The sequence below is a fragment of the Streptomyces sp. NBC_00376 genome (assembly GCF_036077095.1).
GTDB lineage: Bacteria > Actinomycetota > Actinomycetes > Streptomycetales > Streptomycetaceae > Streptomyces.
Genome location: NZ_CP107962.1, coordinates 104572 through 130928, shown reverse-complemented (window position 1 = coordinate 130928; position 26357 = coordinate 104572). Strand labels below are relative to the sequence as shown.

24 protein-coding genes and 5 pseudogenes are annotated in these 26357 nt (G+C 68.4%); 9 read left to right on the top strand and 20 right to left on the bottom strand.

The window, feature by feature from the left end; translation table 11 throughout:
• Positions 1-254 precede the first annotated feature (254 nt).
• Positions 255-812 (top strand): hemerythrin domain-containing protein, encoded by a 558-nt coding sequence (locus tag OG842_RS43580; protein ID WP_266738500.1) that lies wholly within the window; start codon positions 255-257, stop codon positions 810-812.
• A 17-nt stretch (positions 813-829) separates the two neighbouring features.
• Positions 830-1600 (top strand): VOC family protein, encoded by a 771-nt coding sequence (locus OG842_RS43575; RefSeq protein WP_266738452.1) that lies wholly within the window; start codon positions 830-832, stop codon positions 1598-1600.
• A 72-nt stretch (positions 1601-1672) separates the two neighbouring features.
• Here the strand turns inward: OG842_RS43575 and OG842_RS45555 are convergent.
• The 8 genes and pseudogenes from OG842_RS45555 to OG842_RS43545 form a co-directional block, all read right to left on the bottom strand.
• Positions 1673-1914 (bottom strand): annotated as a pseudogene (locus OG842_RS45555) (type III effector protein); the annotation flags it as partial.
• A gap of 12 nt (positions 1915-1926) precedes the next feature.
• On the bottom strand, positions 1927-2403 hold the full coding sequence (locus OG842_RS43570) for a hypothetical protein (RefSeq protein WP_266738454.1): 477 nt from the start codon (positions 2401-2403) through the stop codon (positions 1927-1929).
• A 64-nt stretch (positions 2404-2467) separates the two neighbouring features.
• Positions 2468-3019 carry a hypothetical protein gene (locus tag OG842_RS43565; RefSeq protein ID WP_266738456.1) on the bottom strand — a complete coding sequence of 184 codons (552 nt, stop codon included), beginning with the start codon at positions 3017-3019 and terminating at the stop codon, positions 2468-2470.
• Between the two features lie 171 nt (positions 3020-3190).
• The gene (locus OG842_RS43560; protein WP_266738458.1) at positions 3191-3463 is read right to left on the bottom strand and encodes a hypothetical protein; all 273 of its coding nucleotides are present in this window, start codon (positions 3461-3463) and stop codon (positions 3191-3193) included.
• Positions 3464-3584: 121 nt separating this feature from the next.
• Positions 3585-3722, bottom strand: a pseudogene (locus tag OG842_RS45550) (IS982 family transposase); the annotation flags it as partial.
• A 52-nt stretch (positions 3723-3774) separates the two neighbouring features.
• Positions 3775-4971, bottom strand: coding sequence for an IS110 family transposase (locus tag OG842_RS43555; protein ID WP_266726579.1), 1197 nt, complete (start codon positions 4969-4971; stop codon positions 3775-3777).
• Between the two features lie 226 nt (positions 4972-5197).
• Positions 5198-5428, bottom strand: a pseudogene (locus tag OG842_RS43550) (IS6 family transposase); the annotation flags it as partial.
• 52 nt (positions 5429-5480) lie between these two features.
• A pseudogene (locus OG842_RS43545) lies at positions 5481-5855 on the bottom strand (IS6 family transposase); the annotation flags it as partial.
• 76 nt (positions 5856-5931) lie between these two features.
• Here OG842_RS43545 and OG842_RS45545 point away from each other — a divergent pair.
• Both OG842_RS45545 and OG842_RS43540 read left to right on the top strand, forming a co-directional pair.
• Positions 5932-6183 carry an ATP-dependent DNA ligase gene (locus OG842_RS45545; RefSeq protein WP_401879109.1) on the top strand — a complete coding sequence of 84 codons (252 nt, stop codon included), beginning with the start codon at positions 5932-5934 and terminating at the stop codon, positions 6181-6183.
• On the top strand, positions 6180-6476 hold the full coding sequence (locus tag OG842_RS43540; protein ID WP_266738460.1) for a hypothetical protein: 297 nt from the start codon (positions 6180-6182) through the stop codon (positions 6474-6476). The genes OG842_RS45545 and OG842_RS43540 overlap by 4 nt, the downstream gene beginning before the upstream one ends.
• Positions 6477-6498: 22 nt before the next feature.
• Here OG842_RS43540 and OG842_RS43535 read toward each other — a convergent pair whose 3' ends face one another.
• Positions 6499-7248 (bottom strand): HNH endonuclease family protein, encoded by a 750-nt coding sequence (locus tag OG842_RS43535; RefSeq protein WP_328512774.1) that lies wholly within the window; start codon positions 7246-7248, stop codon positions 6499-6501.
• A 696-nt stretch (positions 7249-7944) separates the two neighbouring features.
• Between OG842_RS43535 and OG842_RS43530 the strand changes: the two genes are divergently transcribed.
• From OG842_RS43530 to OG842_RS43520, 3 genes are all read left to right on the top strand, one after another.
• The gene (locus tag OG842_RS43530; RefSeq protein ID WP_266733912.1) at positions 7945-8073 is read left to right on the top strand and encodes a hypothetical protein; all 129 of its coding nucleotides are present in this window, start codon (positions 7945-7947) and stop codon (positions 8071-8073) included.
• A 223-nt stretch (positions 8074-8296) separates the two neighbouring features.
• The gene (locus OG842_RS43525) at positions 8297-9139 is read left to right on the top strand and encodes a helix-turn-helix domain-containing protein (protein ID WP_266733911.1); all 843 of its coding nucleotides are present in this window, start codon (positions 8297-8299) and stop codon (positions 9137-9139) included.
• Positions 9140-9170: 31 nt separating this feature from the next.
• Complete coding sequence (locus OG842_RS43520; RefSeq protein WP_266733909.1) at positions 9171-9557, top strand: hypothetical protein; 387 nt, start codon at positions 9171-9173, stop codon at positions 9555-9557.
• A gap of 197 nt (positions 9558-9754) precedes the next feature.
• Here the strand turns inward: OG842_RS43520 and OG842_RS43515 are convergent, their stop codons facing one another.
• On the bottom strand, positions 9755-10243 hold the full coding sequence (locus tag OG842_RS43515) for a transposase (RefSeq protein ID WP_328512773.1): 489 nt from the start codon (positions 10241-10243) through the stop codon (positions 9755-9757).
• Positions 10244-10735: 492 nt separating this feature from the next.
• Positions 10736-11041, bottom strand: coding sequence for a protein-L-isoaspartate O-methyltransferase family protein (locus OG842_RS43510; RefSeq protein WP_266738508.1), 306 nt, complete (start codon positions 11039-11041; stop codon positions 10736-10738).
• A gap of 107 nt (positions 11042-11148) precedes the next feature.
• Here OG842_RS43510 and OG842_RS45540 point away from each other — a divergent pair.
• Positions 11149-11817, top strand: a pseudogene (locus tag OG842_RS45540) (3'-5' exonuclease); the annotation flags it as partial.
• 273 nt (positions 11818-12090) lie between these two features.
• Here OG842_RS45540 and OG842_RS43505 read toward each other — a convergent pair.
• The 9 genes from OG842_RS43505 to OG842_RS43465 all read right to left on the bottom strand — a co-directional run bounded on the left by OG842_RS43505 (position 12091) and on the right by OG842_RS43465 (position 24688).
• Complete coding sequence (locus OG842_RS43505) at positions 12091-12306, bottom strand: hypothetical protein (RefSeq protein ID WP_266738509.1); 216 nt, start codon at positions 12304-12306, stop codon at positions 12091-12093.
• A complete protein-coding gene (locus tag OG842_RS43500) occupies positions 12303-13451 on the bottom strand; it encodes a hypothetical protein (protein ID WP_266738511.1) in 1149 nt (382 codons plus the stop codon). The genes OG842_RS43505 and OG842_RS43500 overlap by 4 nt, the downstream gene beginning before the upstream one ends.
• Positions 13448-18022 (bottom strand): hypothetical protein, encoded by a 4575-nt coding sequence (locus OG842_RS43495; RefSeq protein ID WP_266738512.1) that lies wholly within the window; start codon positions 18020-18022, stop codon positions 13448-13450. Before OG842_RS43495 ends, OG842_RS43500 begins: the two co-directional genes overlap by 4 nt.
• A gap of 12 nt (positions 18023-18034) precedes the next feature.
• Positions 18035-18778: a hypothetical protein gene (locus OG842_RS43490; protein ID WP_266738514.1), complete on the bottom strand. Its 744-nt coding sequence runs from the start codon at positions 18776-18778 to the stop codon at positions 18035-18037.
• Complete coding sequence (locus OG842_RS43485; RefSeq protein ID WP_266738516.1) at positions 18775-20412, bottom strand: hypothetical protein; 1638 nt, start codon at positions 20410-20412, stop codon at positions 18775-18777. The genes OG842_RS43490 and OG842_RS43485 overlap by 4 nt, the downstream gene beginning before the upstream one ends.
• 572 nt (positions 20413-20984) lie before the next feature.
• Positions 20985-22532 (bottom strand): PIN domain-containing protein, encoded by a 1548-nt coding sequence (locus tag OG842_RS43480; RefSeq protein ID WP_266738518.1) that lies wholly within the window; start codon positions 22530-22532, stop codon positions 20985-20987.
• Positions 22519-23106: a hypothetical protein gene (locus OG842_RS45535; protein ID WP_401879096.1), complete on the bottom strand. Its 588-nt coding sequence runs from the start codon at positions 23104-23106 to the stop codon at positions 22519-22521. Before OG842_RS45535 ends, OG842_RS43480 begins: the two co-directional genes overlap by 14 nt.
• 16 nt (positions 23107-23122) lie before the next feature.
• Positions 23123-24082, bottom strand: coding sequence for a hypothetical protein (locus OG842_RS43470; protein ID WP_266738520.1), 960 nt, complete (start codon positions 24080-24082; stop codon positions 23123-23125).
• 231 nt (positions 24083-24313) lie between these two features.
• Positions 24314-24688: a DUF2750 domain-containing protein gene (locus OG842_RS43465; protein ID WP_266738521.1), complete on the bottom strand. Its 375-nt coding sequence runs from the start codon at positions 24686-24688 to the stop codon at positions 24314-24316.
• A gap of 60 nt (positions 24689-24748) precedes the next feature.
• Here OG842_RS43465 and OG842_RS43460 point away from each other — a divergent pair, with 60 nt between their 5' ends.
• The gene (locus OG842_RS43460) at positions 24749-26329 is read left to right on the top strand and encodes an IS1182 family transposase (protein WP_266738602.1); all 1581 of its coding nucleotides are present in this window, start codon (positions 24749-24751) and stop codon (positions 26327-26329) included.
• Positions 26330-26357: the final 28 nt, after the last annotated feature.

The following is a 26357-nucleotide window of genomic DNA, read 5'->3' as shown; positions in this document are numbered from 1 at the left end:
CCTTATGGGCCGGGAAGTGGACCGGCGTGCCTGGGGGAGGTGTCCCCCGATCGGGACCGGGGGCAGGACATGGCCGGGCCACCGCCCGTAGTCCCATCCTTGCGCGGGACGGTGGTGATCGCAGGGCCGGGGAGGTGAGTACGGTGCGATTCCCGCGCGCGTGGCGCCGGTTCTGCGCCCCGGGATGTGTTGTCTGTGTGCTTGCACCCTCCCCTCGAGGGGCGATGATTCCCCAGGAGAGGTGCTGTGTGGCGATGGAACCTGGTGGCGATGTGATCGCGGAGCTCGCGGCCGATCACCGTGAGCTGGAGGACCTGTTCTCGCAGATCGAGCTGCAGCCAGTCGATCACCCCCGGCGCCGGGAGCTCGCGGACCGTCTGACCGCAGAACTGGTACGGCACACGGTCGCCGAGGAACGGCACCTCTATCCCGCGGTCCGCGAGCATGTACCGCACGGCGCGGCACTGGCCGACAAGGAACTCGCCGATCACGCCCGAGTCGAGCAGATGCTCAGGGATCTCGAAGACTTGAGCGTTGGTGATCCTCAGTTCAACGACACGATCGCGAAGCTGAAGTTAGAGGTCGCCTCCCACGTGCGCGAGGAAGAGCACGAATTGTTCCCGAAACTCGCAGCTGCCATCCTGCCCGAGGAACTGGACGAACTCGGCCGGCTGGTACGCCGGGCCAGGGAGACCGCCCCCACCCGCCCCTACCCCTTGCTCCCGAACCTCCCGCCCGCCAACCGAATCCTCGTCCCCGGAGCCGGGCTGGTGGACCGCGTACGCGAACTGCTCCGCATCACCGCCCGCTGAACCCGCAGGAGCATCGAGTGCCGATCCTCGAAGGAACCGTGCCGGTAGCCGGTGCGCCCTGCTGGGTGAACCTGATGGCGCAGGACCTGCACGCTGCGCAGTCCTTCTACTCCGGTGTCATGGGCTGGGCGTTCAGGCCCAGCCCACTCGGCAGTGACTTCTCGGTGGCTCTGGCGCACGGCAATCCGGTCGCCGGGATCGGGTGCTGCCCAGGTGGTGGCCATCCGGCCGTCTGGACCCCGTACTTCGCCGTCAGGGACGCGGACGAGACAGCCGCCCGGATCAGCGAGCGCGGTGCCACGCTCGCCGTGGGCCCGCTCGCCCTGGGCGAGGGCCGTGCCGGGATCGCCGCCGACCGGGACGGCGCCGTGTTCGGCTTCTGGGAGGGCCCGGCCCTGTCTTGGCCGGCAGAGCAGGGCGGCGTCCCGGTCCGTCTGGACCTGCGGACCCGTGACGCGTTCGACGCCGCGATTTTCTACGCAGAGGTCTTTGGCTGGGCCCGGCCCGGCGGCTGCACGGTCGAGTACGCCCAGGACCACATCGTCGTCCAGACCGGAGGGCGCACCGTCGCCACCCTGTACGGCGGAGGTGACGAAACCGACCCGGACCCAGGAATCCGCCCCCGTTGGAACATCGACTTCGACGTCGAAGACAGCAAGCAGGCCGCGGCGGCCGCCGTCACGGCCGGAGGTGAATCCTCACTGGCTTCCTCACCCGCCGGCGCCCCGAGCACCGCCTTCGCCATCCGAGACTGCGACGGCGCACTCTTCACTGTCTCCGACACCTGACGACGCCGGGACGCTCGGACCGCACATCGGTGCGCTCGTCAGCCGGGGAAGCGGGGGCGCGACGGAGTCCGCGAGGGCGTCGAGCTGCTCCTCGAGGCCAGGGTGAGCGGCTGCGAGATGGGGGCGGGTGGCAGGAGGGGGAGGGGGAGGCCGGCGATGCGCCGTAGGTCCGGCGGCATTGCGCCGCGGTGGTGCGGGTTGGTGGCCCGACGTTCGCGCGTGGCCAGGACGCATTGTTCGCCGGTGGTTCCGGCGGGGCCGGGCCAGATGGCCCCTGCGTCGCGGGCGGTTTCGATCAGGCCGGTTTCCCGCCCCTGTTGGCGGGTTCACGTCTTCAGTAGCCGGTTGAAGAACGAGCGGTACCGCTGCAGGGCGACGCGCAGATCCTCGGTCGCCACTTCCTCGCCCCGCTGCCACTGCCCTTCCAGTGCCTGTTTGTGGTCGGAGAACGTCCGGGCCAGTTCCTGCATCACCTCCGCGACCAGGGTGTCCGCGGCGCCGACCGCTTCGCGGGGGTCATCCACGAAGTCGCCCTGGATCCGCTGCCACCTGCTGCGGAACTCCTCCTGCTCGCTGCCAAGGAGCGGTTCGTCCGCCGCCTCGTCCGCTGCCGGGCCCGCCCCGGCGCCGGGTACTGGTGCGGGCTCCGCCTCATCGACCGCTTCCGGGGGCCGTCCGGCCGGTGCGGCTTTCCCGGGGAAGGCGGCTGGTGGAGCTTCGGCCGCTGCGTCGCGGGCACCGCTCAGATCATCGGTGGACAGACTCCTCGTCTCGGACCCCAGCGGGCCCCGGTCTCCCGTCATCTCTGCCTCCATCCGATCGTTCCCCTGGCCGGTGCAGCCCAGGAGAGCAGTGGATCCTCAGGTACTACCCTTGCGGCCGGTGGCCGTCGTGGAGCAGCTCGTCGAACAGGGTCCGGTAGCGGACCATTGCGCTCCGCAGCTCCTCCGTGGTGGCCTGGTGACGGCTGCTGCGGTCGCTGACCTCATGGGCGGAGCGGTAGTTCTCCAGCGCCTGTCCGTGCTCGACCGAGAGATCGCTGGCCTGCTGCTCGAACCCCTTGGTCGGATAGCCGCGCTCGCTCATCAGCGCTGTCACGAGCCGGTCGGCTTCGTGGACCGCCTCCTCGGGCCGGTCCACGAACCGCTCCTGGGCCTGGCTCCAGCCCTGGGCGTACTTTTCACGATCCGCTGCCGACAGCGGCTTGATCTCCAGCGCGTCATGGCGCTGCTCCCGTTCGCGCAGCTCCCGTTCCCCGGCCGAGCGGCTCCCTTCCTCCTCCACGACCCGTTCGTACTCAGGGCCGAACTGTTTCTTCAGATGACGCCTGCGCGTGACCCTCCAGGCCACAAACGCACACACCAGCAGCACGACCACTACCGCGGCGATGATGATCGCTACGAGCGTCTCGGTCGACATGGCTCCTCCGTTCGCCGGGAAACGAAGAGTGGCTGGAGGCGTTCCGGGAGCTGAGGGTGCTCGTCGCCGTCCTGACCACAGGAAACGCCGCCGGTCTATGCCATCAGCTCCTTGGCGGTGGCCCGCTACCGCAACCAGCACAGCGTCTCCCGCAAGAAGTCCGATCCCGGGTCAGGGCTCAGGCGGCTCTGCGTTGAGCAGCGGTTCTTGGCCGAAGTCGAGGTCGCTCTCGCGTTCGTAGTTCGCAAGGGCCAGGCCGATCGCGAAGAACGTGGGTGCCCACTCGCCGACGAAGATGCCCCACCGGTCCGCGCGTGCCAACCCCAAAGGTTCGACTTTCATCGATCCGAACCAAGAGGCGACGGCCAAACCGACCGACAGGAAGCCAGCGCAGTAGGCGTGCTCGGACGTCAGGCCCTTTTCATGCAGCATCTTGACGATCATGATTCTCCAGAGAGAGTGATGGTCAATGCCTCACTTCACCGTCCCCCGGGCCGCGCAGGCCCGCATCTCGGGATCAGTACGGCGCAGGCCGCAGCCCCGGCCCACCCGCGCCTTCCGGTCCAAGGCGCGCGGCCGACGCCGTTCCTCCATCGCTCAGGCGGGGCGTAATGCCGACCGGCGGGCGCCACGGCGCCAGGTCGGGATGCTCCTTCAGCATGTCGTCGGTCGTCGCATAGAGTGCTGTCGCGAGGGTGTCCACGTCGTTCGTCTCAAAACGATAGACCTCGTCCAGGTGCTTCCCAATGCCGATGTCAAGCCGCCGTCGTCACTGAGGGTATGACCTGGTAGCACCGTCGGTCACGGATCAGAGCCCACAGGACGTTGACGCGACGGCGTGCGAGCGCGAGGACGGCCTGGACGTGCCGTTTCCCCTCGGCGCGCTTGCGGTCGTAAAACTTCCGTGAGTTGGGGTCTCGTTGGACGCTGACCAGCGCGGAGATGTAGAAGACGCGCTGCAGGCGACGGTGGTATCTCGTCGGTCGGTGGTCGTTACCGCTGACCTGGCCGGAGTCGCGTGGGGCGGGGACCACGCCGGCGAAGGCCGCGAGCCGGTCGGCCGTGGGGAAGGCGTCCAGGCTGCCGCCGACGGCGACGAGGAACTCGGCACCGAGGATCGTGCCGATGCCGGGCATGGACTGGATCACGTCGGCCAGTTCGTGTTCGCGAAACCGGCCCTCGATGAGTTTGTCGGTCTCGGTGATCTTCTCGTTGAGGACCATCACCTCCTTGGCGAGGGTGTGCACCATCTTCGCGATGGCCTTCTCACCCACGACGGCGGTGTGCTGGCGCTCGGCGGCCTCAACCACCTTCTCGGCGAGGGCAGCAGCGTTGCAGACCTTGCGGTTGCGCAGCCAGGCGGTCAGCCGCCGACTGCCCGCGCGGCGGATCGCTGCCGGTGTCTGGTAACCGGTTAGCAGCACCAGCGGGCCGACGTTACCCAGGTCGAGGGCCCGTTCCAGGGCCGGAAACATGCTGTTCAGCAGGGCCTTGAGCCGGTTGGTGGTGCGGGTGCGGTCGGCGACCAGATCGACGCGGTGGTCGGTCAGCAGCCGCAGCTCGAGCGTGGCTTCGTCGCCGGGGCGGATCGGCTGGAGGTCGCGGCGCATCCGGGCCTGGTCGGCGATCACGCGGGCGTCACGGGCGTCCGTCTTGCCCTGGCCGCGGTAGCTGTCGGTGGCCCGGTTGACCGCGATACCGGGGATGTAGACGAGCTCCTGGCCATGGTTGACCAGAAGGGCGATCAGCAGGCCGGGCTCGCCGCCGGTCATGTCAAGCGCCCAGGTCGTCTTGCCGCCGTCGGCGAGGTCCAGGACGTCACCGATCAGCTTCAGCAGTTCCGGCTCGTCGTTGGCCACCCGACGCGACAGCAGCGTGTCGCCCTCGCTGTCCAGGACCAGGCAGTGGTGGTGGGTCTTGCCGCAGTCGGTTCCCGCCCATATCCGGCTCATCGTGCTCCATTCGGTCGTACATGCCTTGCGTACCACGGACGACCTCGCCGGCATTGCTCTACACAGCGACTTGTTCGCACTTCCCAATCGGCGGCCGAGTCGTCGTGGGGAGCCAGGCGGCCAAGCACCTGAAGCCACGAACGGCAGCCACTTGTCAGCCACACCCAGCTCCCCTGGGTGTCCTCACCCTACGAACGGGAGGACCAACCCGTTCAAGAAGGTAGAGCCACTTGTCGCCAGGGTGCACACGCCGGCGGCGCAGGCCGTTGGCGTAGGCCTGCCCGAACTTCGTACACCAGCGGCGGACCGTCTCGTGGGAGACGAGCACGCCGCGCTCGAGCATCAGCTCCTCGATCTCGCGGAACGACAGCGGGAAACGGAAGTACAGCCACACGCAGTGCGCGATGATCTCCACCGGGTACCGGTGCCCCTTGTACGACGGCGGCGCGCTGTCCACGGACGACCCCTCCCAGCACGACCAACCAGAAGATCATCCCAGGCCGGTCAGTCAACGTGACAGTGCCCTTCGCGGCCTTCGCGTCCCTCTTGGACTGCAGCAGGATGTCGAGGGCAGTGCCGTCCTGGTCCACGGCCCGCCACAGGTAGTGCCGCACCCCGTTGATCTTCAGGAACACCTCGTCCAGGTGCCGCTTGTCGCCGGCCTGGGGCCGGCGGCGGCGCAGGGCGGCCGCGTAGCGGGGGCCGAACCGGTCGCACCACCGGCGGATCGCCTCATGGGAGACGGTGATCCCGCGGGCCAGGAGCAGCTCCTCGACTTCGCGGGAGGAGAGCGGGAAGCGGTGGTACAGCCATACTGCGTGAGAGATGACCTCCGCCGGGAACCGGAGCCCCTTGTACGACGGCCCTTCCCCGGCGCCCTCCACCACCAGCTCCTCCCGAACGATCCCCGGCCACCATTCCAGCCCGGAGACCACTCACTCAACCTGACAGTGCCCCTATATCTGCTGGGACGTTCTGCAGCACCCGGACCCAGCGATCGGCGACTGCCGAAGCCGCCCGTACACCGAGCGCCGCGCCCTCCTCCTGGAGCTCCTCGCCGACGTCGAGCCTCCGATCCAGGCTGTCCCGGCGACCGATGACCGGGATGTGGCCGTGCTCTGGTATGACGCCCTGCGGGAGCAGGGCATCGAGGGGATCGTCTGCAAACGGGGCAGGGCAAGCTATCCGTCGGGGCGACGCAGGGGGTGGTGAAAGTACGGCACGCGGACACACTCGACGCCCTGGTCCTGGGGTTCACCGGTCCCCGACTGAGACCGCAGCATCTGGTCCTTGCGGTGGGGGACGAGGGTGGGCCGGTGAGGGTGTCGGCTCGCCTGGAGCCGGTTCTCGCGGCTCGTGTCGGTGAAGTTCTGGACGGTGCGGCGGTGGTGGGGGAGCGGCGGGCGGAGGGCGAGTCGTATATGCGGGTGGAGACGGATCTGGTCGTGGAGGTGCTGGCCGGGCCCGGCCGGCACGGCACCCTCACCGTGGTCCGGATGCGGTGAGGGTGCCGTGCCTGACTGCTGGTCAGGGGGCGACCTCGTACTTCACGACGGTGTCCGCGCAGTTCTTGGCCAGCTTCTCCAGGGCTGCGCGCTCCTTGTCGTCCGCGGTGAGCTTCCAGCGGAGCTTGGTGCCCACCCAGTCGGCACTGTAGGTGCACTGTGCGGACGCGGCCGGCGGGAGCCATTCGGCCGGGTCCCGGTCGGCTTTGCTCCTGTTGGTCTTCGCGGTGACGGCGACCAGCGACCGGTCGGCGCCGAGATCGTTGGCGTACTGCTCGCGCCGGTCCGCGTCCCACTTCGAGGCTCCGGAGTCCCAGGCTTCGGCGAGCGGTACGACGTGGTCGATGTCGAGCTTGGTGGCCGCGTTCACGGTGACCTCGTCGTAGTAGCTCAGCCACTCGCCCCCGCTCAGTGCGCACCGGGCCCCCTGCTCGGGAGCCTTGACCGCCTCGGAGATCAGGACTTCCTTCCTGGTGTCGCAGCCGTCCTTGTCCGCGTCGACCCACAGGTGGAAGGAATCGCGCTCGTACCCGGCGCGGTCCTCGGTACCGGACGGGATCTTTGCGATGGCCTCCGCGAGGGGCAGGTCGCTGCCACCCGCGGGGGCGCCCGGGGCGGCGGCGGCGCCATCAGCCGGAGCGCCGGAAGCACTGGCCGCGGCGGGGGCCGACGGCTTCGAGTCGGACTCGCTCTTCGTTCCGCTTGGGTTGCAGGCGGCGAGCGAGGCCGCGAGGAAGAGGGCGGCGATGGGGGCGAGGCGGCGTGCTGTCACGGCGATGCTCCGAAGTCGGGGGCTGATACAGCCTCATGATTTCAGAGCGCGACATAGCTTGACGCATCGTCACATTCATGGTGCCAGTGGCTGCTCCCGGCGAGGGCTGTGGCGCCGCCGGGAGTCGGTGACCGGTTCGCCGGTCGCGGGTGAGGCCGTTCACCCGTTCGAGTTATGCGTCTGGTGCCAAGTTCCGTGGAAACCGTCGGGGCGCGGCAGAAGGGGGCGGGGGTGGCGCGAGTTGGCGCGGGGGTGTTCCGCTCCAGCGGATTCGAGCCCTTCGCTACCGTTGTCCGTTTCATCCGACTGGTTTTGGTCGGCTTTTAAGTCTTACTGGTCAGTTACGTGACTGTTTGACCGGGAGGGCGGGGTGGGTGTGCGTACCCATGAGCACTACGTTGCGGCACCAACCATGAGCCGTTAGTAGTAGGTTGCATTTTCCCCGACTCTCCGTCGGGGCAGGCAAAGACCCCGGCCGCAGGTTGGTCGCCGGGTGCCGGGGTCTCTTGTCGCTGTCTCAACGTCCAGTCGAACCCTGAAAGGAGCCCCTCCATGGCCGACCGACGCCGAACTCGTCTCCCCGCACATGCTTTTGCAGGGGAAACAAGCCGCGAACTTATCATTTCTGCCCCGCGCATGGTTGAAACCTCATGCCGGGTTGTCACCTCTGTCACCGTGCGCGGAAGCATGCCCGTCGTGGCGATTTCCCTGCCGCTGCTCGTGATCCCGGGCGTTCTCACACCCGAGGTGCTGCCCGTCCTGATGCTGCTCCTGACAGCCGCTCACGGATCTTCCCTGGTCCGCCAGTGGGTGCGTCGACGCTGACCCGACCAACCGCGCGGTCGCGGCTGCTCCTCTTGCCGCGACCGCCGTCCAGGTCACCACAGTGCCCGACGAATGAAGCGGTCCAAAAACCCGCTCCAGCACCCCCGAAAGAGTTCTCCGTGCCCACCAGTTCGCACAAACCACCCCCAGTCCCGAGCCGGCCCGCACAAGGTCGGCCACCGACCCCGAGCGCGCCGCCCGCTGCAGTACCGCGGTACACGGCATGGCCGTGGACGCCGTCCGGATCGCCGAGACCTTCGCCGCACGCGCATCCGACCCCAGCGCGGTCACCACCGACCTGCTCGAATGCACGGTCCAGCTCACCCGCCTCATGGAGGACACGACCGCAGCACTCGTCGTCCGCCAGCGCTCCCGTGGCGAACCACTCACCGACCTCGAACCCCTGATGAAGGTCAGCGCGGACCGGTTACGCAGGAAGTACCCGCCACGAGCCGTCGACCGTGAGCTCGCGACCCGCAAACGCCCCGTGCTCGCGTTCGGCTCACAGCGGGCCGCCAAACGGGCCATGCCGAAGAAAGCCTCGCTGCGCGACCCGCACCAGCGCCTGGCCTGTGCGCTCACCCTCATGTGGAAGCAGTCCGGCATCCCGCAGCGGGAACTGGCCAAACACATGAACATCCACCGCTCCTACCTCTCCCGCATCCTGTCCGGCGAGCGGCACGCCACCCTCTCCTACGTAGAGCTGATCACCAGAAAGTGCGCCGGCAGCACCGAGACCGAGTTCGCCACACTGCTCTGGAAGATCGCCGCCGACGACCCCGTCAGCACCACCGACCCCGTGCACACCCTGCGCACCTACTTCCAAGCCCTGAACTACGCCGCAGGCTCCCCCCGCGAGGACCGGCTCATCAGCTCCGCCCGGCGCGGCATCACCATCGCCGACCTCCGGCAGGCCTTCCACGGCCCCGGAGTACCGGAATGGACCGTGTACCACCGGCTCGCGACCGCCCTGCAGAGCAAGCCCAACATCGCCCTGCCCCTGTGGCGCAACGCCACACACGACCGCGGCCCAGTCAGCAGCCTCCCCGCTGACGCCTTCGGCTGACCAGGAACGGCAGAACAAGGAAGTACTGACCATGAAGCCGTCGCCCACAGTCCTCACAAACGCCTACTACGCGTTCTACGACCTCCACCGACCCACCTACCACGCCTACGCCACCGCCCACCTCCCCACGGAGGAAGCCCGGATAGCAACATCGAAACTCTTCGAGACCGTGGCCAGCACCTGGACCTCCGTGGTCGCCGAGCAGCGCCCATCGGCCTGGGCATGGCAGCGGTTCACCCAGACCGTCGCACGCCGCAGCGGCCGCACCTCCACCGCCATCGAGGACACCCACCTCCTCCACCACAAACTGCTGCTGAGTATCGACCAGATCGCCACCGTGACAGGAACCGAGCCCGCGACCGTCCGCGCCCGCCTGGCAGCCGCCCGGCGGGAACAGATCCCCAGGAATGACGGCTGACTGGACACCGAGGCCGTTTCGGACGGCCCTGCCGTGCCTCGGGGCGGTCGATGCTCCGAGGCACGCCGTGCGAGCTCACCAGGCCGAGAGGACCTGGCCCTGCGGGCAGCCGCAGAAGAAGGTGACCACCACATAGGCACGTACATGACCTGCGTGACAGTCGCATCTTGCGGTAACACCGAGGCGATCTCGGTGTCTCACGAACGGTCGCTACGTACGTCCGGCGTCCTCTCCGCTTCCTTCCGCCAGCGGTCGAGGCTGTGTCGAACCATCCGCGCGAGGGGGTGGTCTTCGCCCAGCACCCTCACCATGCGATCCAGTAGGTCGGCGGAGGCCTGCGCGGCCCCCGCCGCGTCCCCCGCCTCCCCCCGCCAGGTGGCGAGGTTGTGCCGGGCGGCGAGGGTGTCGGGGTGGATCTCGATCGTCTTGGCCTGCTCGACGGTCAGCTTCCGCAGCCGCTTCAGCTCCTCGTCCCGGTCGTCGGCTGCCTGTCCGGAACGCACGGCACCCGCCCCCGTCCTGGCACTCTCGGCGGCGCGGGCCTTCTTCACCCACCCCCGCAGCGACTCCGAGCTGACGTCGAGCTCCCGGGCGACCTCGGTCACCGTCCGGCCCGACGACCGCACGAGCTCGATCGCGTCCCGCTTGTACTCCTCGGAGTACCGCTTCGTGTACTTACTTCCCACCTGGCACTGCTTCCTCTGGGCTCTCACGCCCCAGTCTCCAGGTGTCCACAATCAAGGGGAAGCTCCAATCCTGTAGCAGTCAGCAGTGCAACCCAGAAGGGACAACGTCGTCTCCCCGGCGAGCGGAGCCAGCCACAGCACCCCGCTGCCAGAGCCCACCGCGACCGCCTCGCGGCGTCCACTGCCCACTCCATGCCGAGCGCGTCGAGCGCGCCCCGCCGTTCCGCCCTGAGCTTGTCGGGACCGAGCCCGAAGGCGTTCCCCAGCAGCCACTGCTGTGCCGGTTGGAGTGCGTCCCATCCGAGCCGGCAGCCTTGTACGCACCGCCGGAGGTCCTCGCCCTGGACCACCACTGCGCCGGTCTCCATCTCTTCGGCGTGATGTCGTGCGGGGCCCTGATTCAGGGCCGCGCGGCGGTCCCGACCGATATGGAGGTGGGGCCAGGACGGTGATGCGCTGCCCGGCCGGGCCGACATGTACCTGTACCTGGTCCTATGCTCCGGCGTCCTCTGGCCATCCCAGGTCTCCGTGTACGGGACGAGGTTTCGTTGTCCGCGTACGCGCATGAAGGTGACCGGTGCGACGGCGGGGCTTTCGGCGTGGCCGGTGCCGTCGACGGTCAGGCACGAGGACGTCGTGGCCCCACGGGGTGTCGAGCGGCGCCACGAGCACGCCGCCGGGGCGGAGCTGGTGGATCCAGGCCGGTGGGATGCGCCGTACGGAGGCGGTCGCCACGATCCGGTCGTACGAAGCACCCGCAGGATGGCCGAGCTCGCCGTCGCCCGTCAGGACCTGCACGTCACAGGGCAGGGCTCGCAGCTGTTAAGGTCATCGCCCAGCCGGCACCGTCTGAACGGCATCCGCTCCTCGTCACTGCCGCGTGTACGCGGGCTTGCGCTTGCAGGATGAGCCCTCCGGCGTGTTGTGCGGCGTGTGACAGTGGATGGCGCGAGCTATCTCATGATCAGCGGATGGAGTATGCAGGACGCCAGCATCTGGGGGCCGTCCTTTGCCGACTGCATGGTCGGTTGTGCGGCCAGGAATGCGTCGGGCCGACGGGCGAGTGGGGAGACGCCTTCAGCCGCCGGGTCGATGGTCTGCCCGTGCGGTTCGTACGGCCCAGCGACACGGAGCGGCCGACCTGGGTGCTCTACGAGCACGGCCGGTATCTCGGGACGCTGCACGCACGCCCCGAGGGCGACGGCCTGTGGCACGTGCAGTCCGCGGCTGAACAGTGCGCGAGTCTGGACGACGCGGTGCGAGTGCTACGCCGACCGCCTTCCTGGCGCCAGGAACGGGAGATGGCGGCACGTTGGGCGCGCGGGGCGCTTGCCGATCCCGCCTTGCTGCTCGTTGACGTACAGACTGCTGGTTTGGGAGCGCAGGCATGGGCGGTGCAGATCGCAGCGATGGACTGTTCGGGGCGTGTGGTGGTGAACGAGCTGCTCAACCCGAACGAGCCCATTACGGCGGCAGCCAGTTCCCTGCACGGCATCACTCCGACCCGCGTCATACGCGCTGCGACCTTCAGTGACATCCTTCCGGATCTGAAGGGTGTCCTGCAGGGAAGGCGCTGTGTCGCCTACAAGGCGTGCTTTGATCGCGGTGTCCTGGCGCGTGAACTACTGCGCCACCATCGGTGCCCCTCCACGGTGCGGGCCTGGTTGGGGGCGTGCCGGTGGGAAGATGCCATGAGACCGGCGGCGGTGAGCAAAGGCATTGGTTGGCGAACCGCAGCACCTACCGTAACCAGCGCCTGGGCGGCCCATACGATGCGGCCGCCAAATGCCGAGCTTTGCTCGAGAGGTTGCGGTATCTGGCGAGTTCGGGATGAAGTGGCCAGCGGACTACCGGTCGAGCAGCGAGCGTGCCGGACCTGTCCCAGCAGGGTGTACCTCGATGCCCCCGTCGGCGTTCAGCAGCACTTGGCGCCCTGGGTAGGTTCGCCGCGCGATGGAGGCATCTCTTTCGTCGAAGTCGCCGCTGAACATGATTACCCCGTGGACGAGTTCCGTGCGCATGTAGGCGCTGGGCCAGCGGTGCAGAAGCACTTCGGTGGTCATGGGCTGGTCGGGTGCTGGCAGGTCGGGGCCGGGAGCCACGGTGGTGTCCTCTTCTTGTCTGGGCCCACCGGCGCACGTGCGGGGAGCGGGCCGCGTAGCTGGGGCAGGAGCGGGGATGCGGGATCAAGGCGAGCTCGTAGTACCGGCAGGGGGAGAGCTTCCTGGCGCAGTACCTTCCCTGAGACCAACAGGTTGGCCACCGGGGACGCCATGTCCGGCGGAAGCCACGGCACGGCTTCCCGGACACGCTCGGCCGGTGCCGGGGACACACGGCGGATGCGCCTGGTCAGCAGCGCCTGGTAGAGACCGACGGCGGGCAACAAGGGCGGCAACCCGGCTGCGCGGCCCTTGGTATCGGCCTGCCGGGCGCACTCGAGACCGTCGAGATCCAGATCTGCGTACAGCAGGAGGTCGGCTGCTCCGTGGTCGCGTTCACGGAAGGAATCGGCAGCTGTGGGCAGGGAGGCCACGAGTTGGTCTCCTGCGCCGTATCCGAGCCACCCGACCTGGCTGCGGTCGGGCCAGGCGCCCAGGATCTGGCGCAGGCTGGTGAACGCAGCGCTGTTCTCCACGATGAGCAGCCAGGATGCCGGCCCCAGTTCGTATATGGCCAGCGGGGCCGGTGCAGGCCGGGCCCGCAGATGGTCCGCGATACTGAGGATTCCGCGGGTGACCAGCCGGTGCCGCTCGATGCCGTGAAGATATTTCTCGTCGCCGTAGAGCTGGTAGGAGCGTTCGGCGAGCGGGATGACCTCGGCGTCCGGCTGATCGCGCAGCAGGGCGTTGACCGGATCGAGAAGAGCATGGTCAGCGCTGGTCAGATGCACAGCCGAAGCATCGGCCAGCTGCGACACCCATGCACGCGGTCCGGGCCGGACGCGTACCGTGCGGGGCTGGGACGGGCGTTTGACCCACAGGGGCAGCGGCGGGTGCGCGGAGAAGTCCCACCCGTGCTCGCCGCGGGGCAGCTGAGCCAGACCGCGCCGGACCAGTTCCTGCGCCGCGTCGGCGAGCACCCGGCGCCGGTCGGGGGAGGAGGGGAGGCTGGAGTCCCCTCGCTCGGCGGCGCACGCCAACGCGTCGAACTCGACGCGCTGGCGGGTCTGCCAGGCCAGATGTGCGGCCATGCGGTCTGCCGGGGTCATACCGCTTCCCCGGTTCCGGGCGACGCCGCAGGGTCTGTTTCCGCCTGGCTGGCGGGGGTGCGGCGCAGGAGGCGCGCGGCGGCGATGCCGTCGCTGCCGGCCCGTTCTGCCGCACTGGCCACGGCGTCACCGTAGCGGTCTGTGATCTGCACATATCTGCGGCGGGTCCGTAGGTCGACGCCGTTGCGGAGCCGGATGATGAGAGGGAACCGTCCCAGCGCGGGGAGGTCGTTGGTGCCCGTGGTGTACACCAGTTGGATGCCGTGGGCGGCGGCGACGCGGCGCTGGAGCGCGATGAACGGGCCGTAGTTGGCCTTGCCGAACGGGTTGTCCATGATCAGGGTGCCGACTCCGCCGGGGATGCGCCGGTCGCGTTTCGCGGCACGCATGCGGGCGAGGGTGCAGTACAGCAGGACGGAGACGGTCAGGAGTTCACCGCCGCTGAACTTCTGGATGACGGTGACGGATTCCCGCTCGACGGTGTCGAGGTTCTGGGTCGGCTTGATGATTTTCGCGACGATGTTGCCCCGGCCGCCGAGAGCCGCCAGGACCAGTCGCTTGGCCAGTGGCATGGCCTCGGGCAGGGCGGTGGCTTTACCGGTGGCGCCGGTCGGCAGTGCGGCGATCAGGCGGTCGATCTCCGCGGCCAGTCTGCGCTCCAGTTCCTCATCGCGTGGCCGGTGGCGCACCTCGAAGGACAGGAACCGCTCATCGGACCAGCTGCCGAGTCCTTTGGGCAGGCGGGAGTGGCGGGCGACCTCGTCCAGGTCGTGCAGGACGGCTTCGACGAGCGTGGTGCAGCTGCGCACCACCATGGCCTGGTCCTCGGTCATCTCACCCAGAAGGGCGGTGACTTCCCGTTCGCGGTCTTCGATGTCTTCCAGGAGCTCGGCCAGGCGCCGGGGCTGGGACAGGTTCTGCTCCAGCCGGGCCCTCAGGCGCCCGTCGACGACCTGGAGGTACTGCGGGTCTTGGGCCAGACGTTCCACCAGCCGGACCGCCTTGTCGAGCGCTCGGTGTGCTGCCGTGTGACTGCGGGCGGCATGGTCCAGATTCGCGGTGACATCACCGCAGATGCGTTCCGCGTCCTCGGGCAGCAAGCTGCTCGCCGTGGTGGCGGACAGGCCGTGGGTTTCCAGCAGGATGGCGTCGCAGAGGTCACCGGCCGCCTCCTCGGCTGTGTCGGCGGCGTCCTTGTGACGGTTCACAGCGGCACTGAGCACGTTCGCGGTCTGGGTCAGCAGCGCGGCGTCACTCCCGGCCTTGTCGGCCTTCCGGCCGATGGCCGCCTCCTCGATGCAGCACCTGTGTTCCGTCTCCCGGGCCTGCTGAAGGGACTCTTTCGCCACCTCTAGCTCCCTGGCCCTCTCACTGACGCACGCGACGGTGAGAGGCTTGGCAGCCGGGAGGAACCTCTCCAGAGCTGCGGCCGCCGCCTGGTGCGTCTCGCGGGCCTGCCGATGCAGCACACTGGCCTCTGCCGCAGCCTCCTGAGCGGCTGTGTCCGCGGCCTCGGCGGCGCGGATCCGCTCCTCGAGGCGCTCGGTGTCGGCCGCCTCGGCCCCGGCTGCCAGTTCACATGCGCGCCGGCGGGTCTCTGGGGCCTTGTCCAGCTCCTGGTTCAACCGGGCCACCATCTTTTCGCTGGCCGCCCGCCGCTCCTGCAGAGCACTGTCACTGATGCCGTTGGCCCAGTCCTGACGCGCCCGCGCCCAGCGCTCACCGAGCGCCTGGAGACTTGCGGATGGCTGGTCTGCGCACGTTGCCCGCTCCAAGAGGTCCTCAGGCAAGTCCCGGCGCAGCTGCTGTACCTCCGCAGTCCTGCGCCGGGTGGCCCGGACGCAGTCCTTCACACCGTCGGCAGCCGATGCGACACGCTGTTGCGCGTCCTGGTACATGGCGGCCAGCTCTTTGACGCGGGCCTGGTGCTCGCGTTCCTCGTCCCTGGCCCGGCAGACTTCGTCGAGCAGGCCAGGCAGCTCGCGGGAGTCGGCGACCAGCAACCGCATGCGGGGCACCAGTCCGGCCAGGTCGGTCAGACAACGGGCGCTCGCGTCGATCCTGGCCGTGGCACGCCGGTCTTCGTCCTCGACGGCCGAAGCCTGCGCGTCCAGGTCCTGCGTGAGACGGGTGAGTTCGTTCACCTTCTCGTCGAGCCTGGCCAGCTTCTGTTCCAGCCCGGCCTGCGCCTCCGGCCCGAAGGCCCCCAGGTGCGTACGCAGACGTACGGCCAGAGCCCGGTCCTTCTCACGCAGCCGGGCGAGATCCTTCAGCCGGTCATCGAGTGCGTCCAGTCGGCCGGACAGGCGCCGCAGTTCTCTTTCCGCGGCGTCGGCGTCGAGGGCCGCCGGGTGGACGGGCAGCACGGTGAAGCCGTCCCCGTTCCCGTCGCCGAGGACGGTGGCCTGCTCCTGGGTGCCCACGGCGACCACACCACGCAACGACAGCCCCGTACGCCGCACCACCGCTGCCAGGTCGGCGTCGGGCGCCGGACCACAGACCACGACGCCGCCGATGAGGTGAGGGACTGTGGCCAGGACGTCGTCATGGCGGTGCGCGGGCACGGTCTCGCGCAGGAACTGCAAGCCTGACACCGCGGTGTCGACGCCGGCGGCCCGCAACGCGGCGACCGCTTCCTCGACTTCCCGGGGCGGGGGACAGAACCCGTCGTGCTCCAGGGCCTCGCGGGCCCGTTGGTCGTCCAGTGCCTGGGCCCGTTCCCCGGCCAATGCGGCATCCGCGGCCTCGACCTGTGCATCCAGAAGGTTCGCCAGGTCCGCACCGACCGCCCCCAGGTCTAGGACATCCTCGTCTGCGGCACCGGCCAGTTCCCGCAGACGGACTTCGGCCATAAGCTCGTCGCGTTCTCGCTGAGCCGTGGTCAGCTCATCCCACACCTCCTCATGCTGTCGGCGGGCCTCGCCGAGTTCTCTCTGGTACCTCGTGCGTTCGGCCGCGAATTCACCACGCCGCACGCGGGCCCTCTCCCGCTGCTCCCGGGCACTGTCCTGTTCCTCCCGTGCCGCGATCTCTTCCCGGGAGACCCGGTCCATGGCGTCCTGCGCCGTCTCCTGAACCTGCAGCAGTCCCTCAGTCTGTGCGGACGCGAGGGCCTGCTCGATGTCTTCGGATCTAGTCCGGGCGGACTCGGCACACTGCTGCGCATCCGCCACTGCCCTGACCGCAGTCATGCGGTCCTGGTCGACGGCTTCCACCTCAGCCTTCGCACGGGCATGAACTGCCTGCAGGCGCGGCAATTCCTGCTTGAGGTGGGCAAGGTGGCCTGTGAGTTTCGTGAACAGGGCGGTACCGGCTTCCTCCATCGCCTCACGCAACGGGGCCTGTTCATCGCTGAGGTCCGCCAGCATCTGGTTGACCTGCTGAAGCTCATCCTCGTGCTCCGACAGCTCCAGGACACGAGGAACCTGCTTCCACGCGGAGCTCTCCGACTTCGCACGCAGAGCCGCCTGCTTGCACTCAGCCTCCTTCTCGGCCCTCTCGGTGGCTCGGGCACGGTGGACCGCCTCGTCGAGCTCCGCCACACGGCGCTCCAGTTCATTGCCCCGCTCGACAGCGGCCGCCGCCTCGCGCTTGGCATCCTCGGCACGCCGGACCAGGTCCCCGGCCTCCTCGTTGAGGCGGCCGGTCCGCGCCTGGATGTGCTCGCCCGCCCTGCGCGCGAGAGACATCTGCTGGACCAGCGCGTGCTGGGCTTTGGCCAGACCGGCCGTCGCCTTCTGCACCGGCTTGAGCCGCAGTACGGCCTCGGCGAGGAACCGCCCCTCCAGCTCGCGGGCCGGCCGTGTGGCGAGCTTGTCGGCGTGCTTGCACAACGACGCGCGGGCCGCCGACGGAGCCGCCTCGTCGACGACCATGTCGATGAGGAAATCGGCGAAGTCCTCGCAGGTCTTGAACGTGAACAGTTCGGTGATGCCGCCCTCGTCCTTGTTCATGTCCCGCTGGATCTTGAACAGCTCAGGATCCAGACCATTGCTCCCCAGCTGCTCCGCCCACGTGAACTGGTCCGGGGCCACCACCAGGTTCAGGCGCCGCTGCGCCTTGTGGGCCGTCTCAAGCGCCTTCACGTAGGAGGTGAGGCTGAGCTGCCCGTCCTGGCTGCGGACCGGAAGCGTGTCCAGTTCCATCACACCGGGAAGCGGCCGGAACACATACCAGCGCCGCTCCAGGCGTTCCCAGTTCGTGGCGACGTCTGCGGGACGCTGTCCGCCCCGCCACTGATATACACCGCCGGTCACTAGGGCGGGGCCGGCTTCCGGGTGCTTGGAGTTGCCCCATTCCACGATGACGTGGGAGACCTGGCCGTCGGGCACGTAGTCGGCCAGCGACTTGTTCTTCCCGTGCCCGATGAAGTCGATCTTGGCAGGCAGCAGGAGGCTGAAGACCAACGACAACAGGCTCGATTTGCCGCCTCCGTTGCGCAACCACAGGATCACGTCCACAGCCGCTGCCCGCCGGCCGTCGACCGTGCTCGTGCCGCCGGTCAGGTCCAGTTCCAGCGACCTGAACCCGGCGGATCGGTGACCGACGCCCTCCAGGCGCACACGCCTCATCTGATACATCGTCTACTCCTCCTCGACCAGCTGGGAACGGCGGATGTCGCACAGTGCGGCGAATGCGGCCATGGACGCGGTCTCACGTACCTGCAGGCGGAAACGGTGCGCCAACCGGTAATGCCCGGATCCGAATTCGGGCGCCCGGTAGGCCATGCCCTGGCTCACCAGCCACTCCAGCGCCTCCTTGATCACGCGCTGTGTGCTGGACTTCGCCAGCTGGCCCGTCGCCGTCGGCCGGCCGGGCATGAGCTTCGAGTAGATCCTCCACGCCGCGTCCAGCTCGGCATGAGGCACCGCCAGCCCGTGCTCGTCGACCGCCGCCCGGCGCAGATGCTCGGTCAGGCCCCGAAGAAAGTCGTCGATCTCCGTCAGGGAGACTCGCTTGACGGTCTCCTCCTCCAGGTCCGCCGGAAACGGGTAGGCGCGCGCCGCGATCGCCACATGGGCCAGACCCAGCACGAGCCGGTCCTTCACTCCCAGCTTGGGGTGGTCCTGGAGGCGGTAGGCAAGCCACGAACCGTCCCGGGGATGCAGCACCAGCCCCTCGGCCTCGTGCGCCTCGACCAGATCCATGTCCATGCCCTCGGTCATCGCGTCGACCGCGTCGCGGAACGGACCGTCCATGCGGTAGCGCTGCAGCAGATCCCGGTACCGAGGCACGGCGAGCGGCCGCAGCCGCGGCTGACAGCCGAAACCCACCAGAGAGGCGGCGTCCGTCAGGTCCGCCGCACTGTAGGCGTAGCCCGTGTTCATGCCGCGGCCTCCTGGCGGTCCCGGTCACCGGACGACGGGTCCGGGATCAGCGGCTGGACAGGAACAAGCAGTAGATCGCTCCCGCCCAGAACCCCCAGGTCGAATTCCGTCCCGTCGTCCAGGACCACCAGCCGTTCCCCGAGAAGGTCCTCCAACTCGATCACCGTGCTCTCCTCTTCCTCCTCCGGATCGGGTGCGTACGCCTGCAGAACCGACACGGCCAGCAGGTCCGCCGCCTCCACCCCGCACTCCAGCGCCCGCTCCAGCAGAGCCGACAAACGCACCGGAGCCCCCAGAGCACCTTCCAGCAGACCGCGAACCACACAGATGTCCGCCTCGCTGTACAGCCCGCTCTCGTCCGCCTCCTCGGCGACCAGCTCCACCTCTTCGTCGGGAAACGCGTCCCGGATCTCACGCACCGGTGCCAAGAGCAGCTCCCACCAGTCCCGCAGCCTCGGACGGCGGGGCACCACCGGCCCCGCCATCCCGTCCGCGAACAGGCTTGCCACCATTTCCGCCTTGTCCAGCCCAAGCTCCAGCACCGGCTCCAGCAGGTCCTCCTGCACACCGACCAGAGACAGGCGAGGCGCTGGCCGGAACCGCTGCTCGGCCTGAGAACGCAGGAACATCGGCCGGGCGTCGATCACGCTGGCCAGCAACTGGGTGTGCCGAAGATGGGCCCGCTCCAGCAATCGCAGCACCCGTGCACACGTCAGCTGCACGTCAGCGTCCTTCACTTCCCTGTGAGCCTGGCGGGTCCACTCCATCAGCTCGCGCTCCACCTGCTGACGCTCGCCGAGATGGGAGCGGGCAGAGCTCAGCAGCTGGGGAACCCGGTGCTTCCAGTCCACCGCCCGCACATCGCGCCCGGTCTCCTCCAGCACCGCGCGGACACGCTCGCCGTAGAGCAACGACAACTTGAGGCTGTCAGCCGCGCTGTCCTCCGCCCGCCCCCACCGCCCCGTACTCACCTGGCGGCGCAGCATCGCATCCTTCGCGGCCTGCTCGTCCTCCACGTCATACTCAAGCCCCGCCAGCAGCAGGTTGATCGCCGGAGCGGTTGCCTTCAGAACCGCCTGACCATGCCGCCCGAACCCCTCCTCCAGGAACCGCAACGACACCGTCACCCGCTGGTGGCCGGCCCGGTAGTCGCTGTAGGAGATGTCGAACTCCTCCCCGCCCTGGGCGTCGTTGAGCAGTTCACGCAGCACGAACCGGGCGACCGCCCGATGCTCCGCCTCCTCCCGGTCCGGAGCCGCCGCCCGCGCCAGTGATGCCAAGAACGCCACCACGTCCTCCGTGGTGGCCTCCACCTCCATTCCCTGCCTGCTCACCACGGCTTCCAACGCCGCCAGAGCCAGTGTGCGCGGATCGTAAAGATCCGCCGGGAACTGCTGCCAGGCCTGCCGCTGATCGATGCGGTGCAGCGGAGCCGCACGCGCCAGCACGGAGGCACGTCGTACGAAGCCTGGCTCAGCCACCAGACCAAGCCATGTGTCGTCCCCGTCCGCAGGCTCCGGAGCAGCGGCCAGCAGCCGCAGCTCCTCCCGGTCCAGAAGAGACCGCACGATCTGATCGGTGTCGTCATCCTCATCAAGACCGTGACCGGCCTTCGAGAAGTGGGAATCTCGCATGCGCATAGTGCAGCAGACAGGTATGACAAAAGCCCGCAAAGAATGACAGTCCGTACATTCGGTCGGCGGGCGACCGAACGAAGGAACCTCAACCGCCTAAAACCCCGCCTCACCAGCAGTTTTGCCTGCCAGTCGCGACCCTCAGATTCGCTCCTGAAGTCTGATCTCCGTGCTCCCCGCCTCCCCGACGACCACCGCGCGAGCAGCATGCCCGGCGCTCCCTGACTCCTTCGATCACGGAGGCCAGCGCCACCCCCGCCACCAGCCCGGCTAGAAGAGTCAGGCGGAACACTGGGCGGCGAGGAAGCGGCGGCCCATGCCGAGGTCAATGCACTGGCAGCAGAGGGCTACGCGCCCGGCTGTCCCCGCGCGAGCGCAACGATCGCCGCGGTGCCGGGACCCCGGGAGCCCCGGCACGAAGGGGGAACTGCTGCGGTTTCAGTTCAGGCTGCGACGGCCGCGCCTACCGCACCTGGCTGCGCACTGCCGGCGACGACGTCACCCCCGATCAGGCGGAACTGCTGAGCGAGATCGGCTTGGCCCGGTCGGTCGGCCTGCGCTGGCCGGGCCCCTCAGTCCTCACGCGCGTTGCCCGGGGCATCCGGATCGACTTCGGGCTCATCATTGTTGTCAGCTGAGAACGACAGCTGCTCGCCCTCCTCATCGGTGGCAGAAACATCCCCGACGCCTGCCGCCACGGAAGTCCCAAGGGGATCAGCGAAGTTCGAATGCGGCAGAAACGCGGCGATGTCGAGCTTCGGCTGGCTCGCGGCGAACTGTTGGACGACCTTCTGTACCGGGCCGATGAACAGGTCCGCTCGGGAGGCGGCGATCTGCTCGGCAAGTTGCTGTACCGGGGCGAGCGCTCTGACCTGGTTCGCGGCGAGCTGCTGGGCGATTCTCTGCACCGGGCTGGTCAACAGCTCTGCACGAGAGGCGGCGATCTGCTCGGCGAGCCGCTGCGCCGGTCCGTTGGCGATGTCGAGCCTCGACAGCGCTGAGAGCTGTTGAGCGACCAGGCGCTCCGCCGGGGAGACCCCGGCCTGCAGATTCCTGAAGGCTCGCCGGGACAGGCCGGTGGCCCGTTCCTTGAGGCGCTGCAGGAGCTCCATGCTCGTCGTGTCGGATGTGTCCGGGGCCGACGGCTCGCGGGTCTGGAGAAGCGTCGGCGTCTCGTCCCCGTCGTGAGCAGAGAACAGGACCTTCATCTCCCACACGCAGGCAACGTACTGGGCAGCGGCGTCAGGCCCATCGGCCGCGAGACCGTACAACAGCCACTGCGCGTTGGCGGTGTACCAGACATCACCCCCGATCTCGTGCCCCGTGACGTCCGTGACGCTGAGTAGCTCCACCTCCGGCGAGGCCAACCACTCATGCCACTCGACCGCGGCGTCGGTAGACCCCAGACCCACGAACCCGGTGGGCGAACTGAGCACCTCCACAGCGGTCTGGGCAACCCGGCCCCGCACAGACAGCGACTTCAGCAGCTCACCCGCAGCGACCTCCGCATCCTTCCCGGACACCTCCTTGGTGAACTGGGAGACGACCTGGTCGAAGTCTGTGAGGCGAGTGAGCCGGTCCTCCAGGCCTCGAACGTCCTCGTTCATCGGGTACGGGAAGACGGTTCCGTCCCCGAAGTCCGAGGTGTTGTTCGTGACGAAGCAGACGCTCTCGGCCGGGTTCTTCTTGAGGAACTCCAAGATAGAAAACCAGATCGCCACATCGCGGGCGCCCTCGGAGTGATCCTTGGCCCGCTTCGCCGGCGGGAGGGCCATCGCCTCGCGGGCCAGTGCCTTGCGCGCAACCTCGCCGCTGGTCTCGATCACCTCGAATATCTCTCCGTAGAGACCTCGCCAGTGATCCAGGAAGCGCTCCAGATCAAGAGGCTCCAGCGAGCTCTCCAGTTCCCAAGGGAGCACGTTACGCAGCCTCTCCAGGGTGCTCACGACCGCCTGGTGCTTGTCGGGGTAGAACTTCGCCTGGTGTGCGGCCATCTCCTCCAGCACCATCCAGGGCACGGCCACCCTGTGGTGCTGCGACTGTCGCAGCTTCCGGATGATGTCGGCCCGCGGGCCCTCCGGCGGAAGAAGGTTCAGCGCATTCGTATCAAAGATGATCAAGCGTGCCTCCGTACTGATGTGCCCGCATCATCCCGCAAGATCCCGCAGCAAGGCATAGCTCCGTGGCCACCGGTCGCACCAGGGCTGCTCTTTGGTGGGAGCCTTCGCTTCCTTGTCTGGGGTGGTTCTCGGTTCGGCGTCCCGTCTTGGGTGCTGTGGACTGGGCCGTTTCGGTTTGTTTCATGCCCGCGCCGCCAGTGGACGTCGGCGGCCCGCCGGACCCGTTTCCCTCGCCCCGGCTCTCCTGGCCCTGCGCGGCCTGCTGGACGGGCTTGTAGGCGCTGGGAGCCTGCTGCTGCGCCCCAACTTGCTCCACTGCCCAGGCGTCGTGCGCCCTGAGCGCCTCCAGCAGCTTCGCCAGCCCGCCGAACGCCCGGCTGGTGAGCATGTTGTCCGCCGTCTCGCCCGGCCCGAGCAGGACCGGCACCACAAGCGAGGCGACCTTGCCCTCGCCCGGCTGCATCCGCAGCGCGCGGCCCGCGGTCTGGACGAGGTCGGGCATGGAGTCGCGAACGTTGGCCCAGTAGACGGAGGCGCAGCGCTTGGTGTCGACATCCTCGCCCAGGACCTTCACCGAGCAGAGAAAGTGATCAAACGTAGGTGATGACGATCCCGTTGACGGCGCTCGTGACCTTGGCGGGCAGACGGTTGAAACGGCCGGCTTCTGCGTCGCGTACGTATGTGGGTACCGCTTTGCGTAGTCCTTGCAGGACGTCCCGGAAATACGGACGAGGAAGGTGACCTCGATCTGTCGGCAGGATGGGGTGGACGCACTCGTTCCTAGGGAGTGTCATGAGTTCCAGCGCAGGTGGCATCCGGCTGAGCTGGGTTCCGCGCAGGGACGAGAGCTGGTCGAAGAGCTGCTTTGCGACGCGAGCTGCACCGTACTGGGGCTGGCTGAGGAATGCCTGGAGGGCGCCGACACACTCGTGGAAGTTCATGTCCCAGAGAGCACCATCGGGCGTCTCTGGCGCGACTAGGTCTTCCACGGGCTGGGATCGTTGGAAGGCCGCTACGGCACACGCGTTGGCGTCGGTTGAGTAGCTGTCACAGAGATACTGGGCGCCAAGCGCGCTGATCACAGAGACGCCCGCGCGGGCACAAGTCTCGCACTCGAACGCTGAATGAGTTCGGCACGCGAGCCCGTCTCTGTACCGCTCGTCTCCGCAGTACAGGATGTACACTGCGGGAACCTGAAGACTCTCGGCGGCCCGGGACAGCAGTTTCATCTGGGCACCGGTCTTGTTGGCCTGGCCGAAGCCTATCTTCCAGCGAGAACCGTCCTTCTTCAGATTCTTGGCCTGGCACAGCATTCCGAAGCAGGTCTCACTCTCCCGATCGATGAACCACCACAGCCAGTCCGCACCAAGACGAGCCTCCTGGGCTCTGTTGAAGGTGATGGGCTGAAGGAACGGCGCGGACCGCTCGCACAGTCGAGCAGTAGCGACTTCTTCGTCCCATCGTCCGTTGACGGTGAGCCAGAATCGAGTGGTCTCGTCGACGGCCTCACGCCCGCGGACAAGAGCCTTGCGTAGGTCGGCGTTGACCACGTTCTGCCTACCGATCGCTCTGCCGGCCGTTCCGCTTGCACTCGCCTGCCTTTGAGCGCTTCACCTAGTGGCCGGACAACGTCCATGGGCGATCAAGACTAGGTCCTGCGAGGGCGCAGCTGTGCAGAGGAGTCGCGTGATCGCCCCGGGCAATCCTGGACGTGGTGCGTCGGGTTGCGTGTGCCTGGAGTAGGTAGACGGTGCGAGCGGGCCCAGGTCGCGGCGTTGTATTCATGCCCAGCGCATTCCGATCGCAGACAGTTGCTTTGCGCGCTCTGGCGAGAGCGTCGCGGCCCTGCTCCGCTGGTTACCGATCCAGGAGCCGAGCCTGATGGCCTGCTCCTCCTGGCCCTCGCCGTCCACGATCGTCTCCACGTGCTTGCGCGGCACCCGGGGGGTGAAGCTCCAGCCGACCAGGCGCGGCCCGCTCCAGTTGATGCCGATCACGACTTCGTCCCGGGCGGCATCGGGCAGTACGCGATCGCACCAGGTGTCCAAGGTCATGGACTCAACGCGGAGCCCATGCCCCCAGATCTTCGCTGCCCTCTGGGCGCGGGGCGAGGTCGACCAGAAGGGAAGCCCTACAGAGCGGTCTAGAAGACTCATGAAGATCTTGGGTTCTGGCCCTGCCGGGCGAGCGGCGGGGCCAGACTGTTTCTTGTGGTGATGGGGGAGTGGGCCGGGGAGATGGTCGGGCCGGATGTGTGGGAGACCTGCCGGGAGTTGATCCCGTCGGGGAGTGTGTTCGCGTTCCTGGCCGAGTATCGCGGTGGGCTGTTCCCGGCTGAGATGTTCGCGGACATGTACCCGTCGGCGAACGGGCGGCCGAGCATGCCGCCGCAGATCCTGGCCGCGGCGGTCACGTTGCAGGCCCTGTACGGGCTGTCGGACTTCGAGACCGTCCAGGAACTGCGGTGTGACCTGCGGTGGAAGGCCGCGTGCGGGCTGGGTCTGCACGACATGGCGTTCGCTCCGTCGCTGCTGGCCTGCTTCCGCCGCCGCCTGGCCCGCTCGGTGCGGCCGAACCGGGTGTTCGAGGCGGTGCGCGAGGTCGTGCGGGCCACGGGTGTGCTGAAGGGCAAGCACCGGCGGGCGCTGGATTCCACCGTGCTGGACGACGCGGTGGCCACCCAGGACACCGTCACTCAGATCATCGCCGCGATCCGGGCGGTGATCCGCGAGGTCCCCGGCGCCGACCAGGTCACGGCCTTGCAGTGCCAGGCCCACGACTACACCGATCCGGGCAAGCCCCGCATCGCCTGGAACGACCAGCAGGCCCGGGCGGACCTGGTTGACGCACTGGTGGGCGACGCACTCAGGCTGCTGGGCCACCTGCCCGACCAGCAACTGGGAGAGAAGGCCGCCAATGCGGTGGGCATCCTGGCCCTGGTCGCCGGGCAGGACGTCGAACCGGCACAGGACTCCGACGGCCGCGACGGCCGCTGGCGCATCACCCGGGGCACCGCGGCGAACCGGATGGTCTCCACCGTGGATCCCGAAGCCCGGCACGTCCACAAGACCCGCAGCCACCAGCAGGACGGTTTCAAAGCCCACATGGCCATCGAGCCCGAGACCGGGTTATACACCGCCGTCGCCCTGCGACCCGGGGCCGGAGCCGAGCACCACGAGGCCGCCGTCGGGCTCGAACTTCTCGCGGACGAGGACGAACCGGTGGACGCCTTCGGGGACACCGCCTACTCCACCGGCGACGCCCGCCAGGCGCTCGGCGAGGCCGGGCACAGGCTGTTCCTCAAGCCCGCTCCGCTGCGGCCCGCTGTCCCGGGCGGCTTCACCCTCGACGACTTCGCGATCGACACCACTGTCGGTACGGTGACCTGCCCGCAAGGACACACGGTCCCCCTCTCGGACCCCGGCGGGCAGCATCACCAGCGCAATGCCTCCTTCAGGGAGCTCTGCGCCGAATGTCCCCTGCGCGAGCGGTGCACCAAAGCCAAAGCCGGCCGCATCCTGACCATCCGCCCCCACCACGACCTCCACACAGCCGCACGCCACCAGGCCGCCACCGACCCCGACTGGCAGGCCGACTACCGGCGCTGGAGACCCCCGGTCGAACGCGCCGTCGCCTGGCTCGTCCACCACGGCAACCGCCGACTCCGCTACCGCGGCACCATCAAGAACAACACCTGGATCCACACCCGGGCAGCCGCACTCAACCTCCGCCGACTGATCAACCTCGGACTCACCCGAACCAACGACATCTGGGTACTCACCCCGGCCAGCACATAAACAAAGGGGCCACCCGGCCAGCGACCGG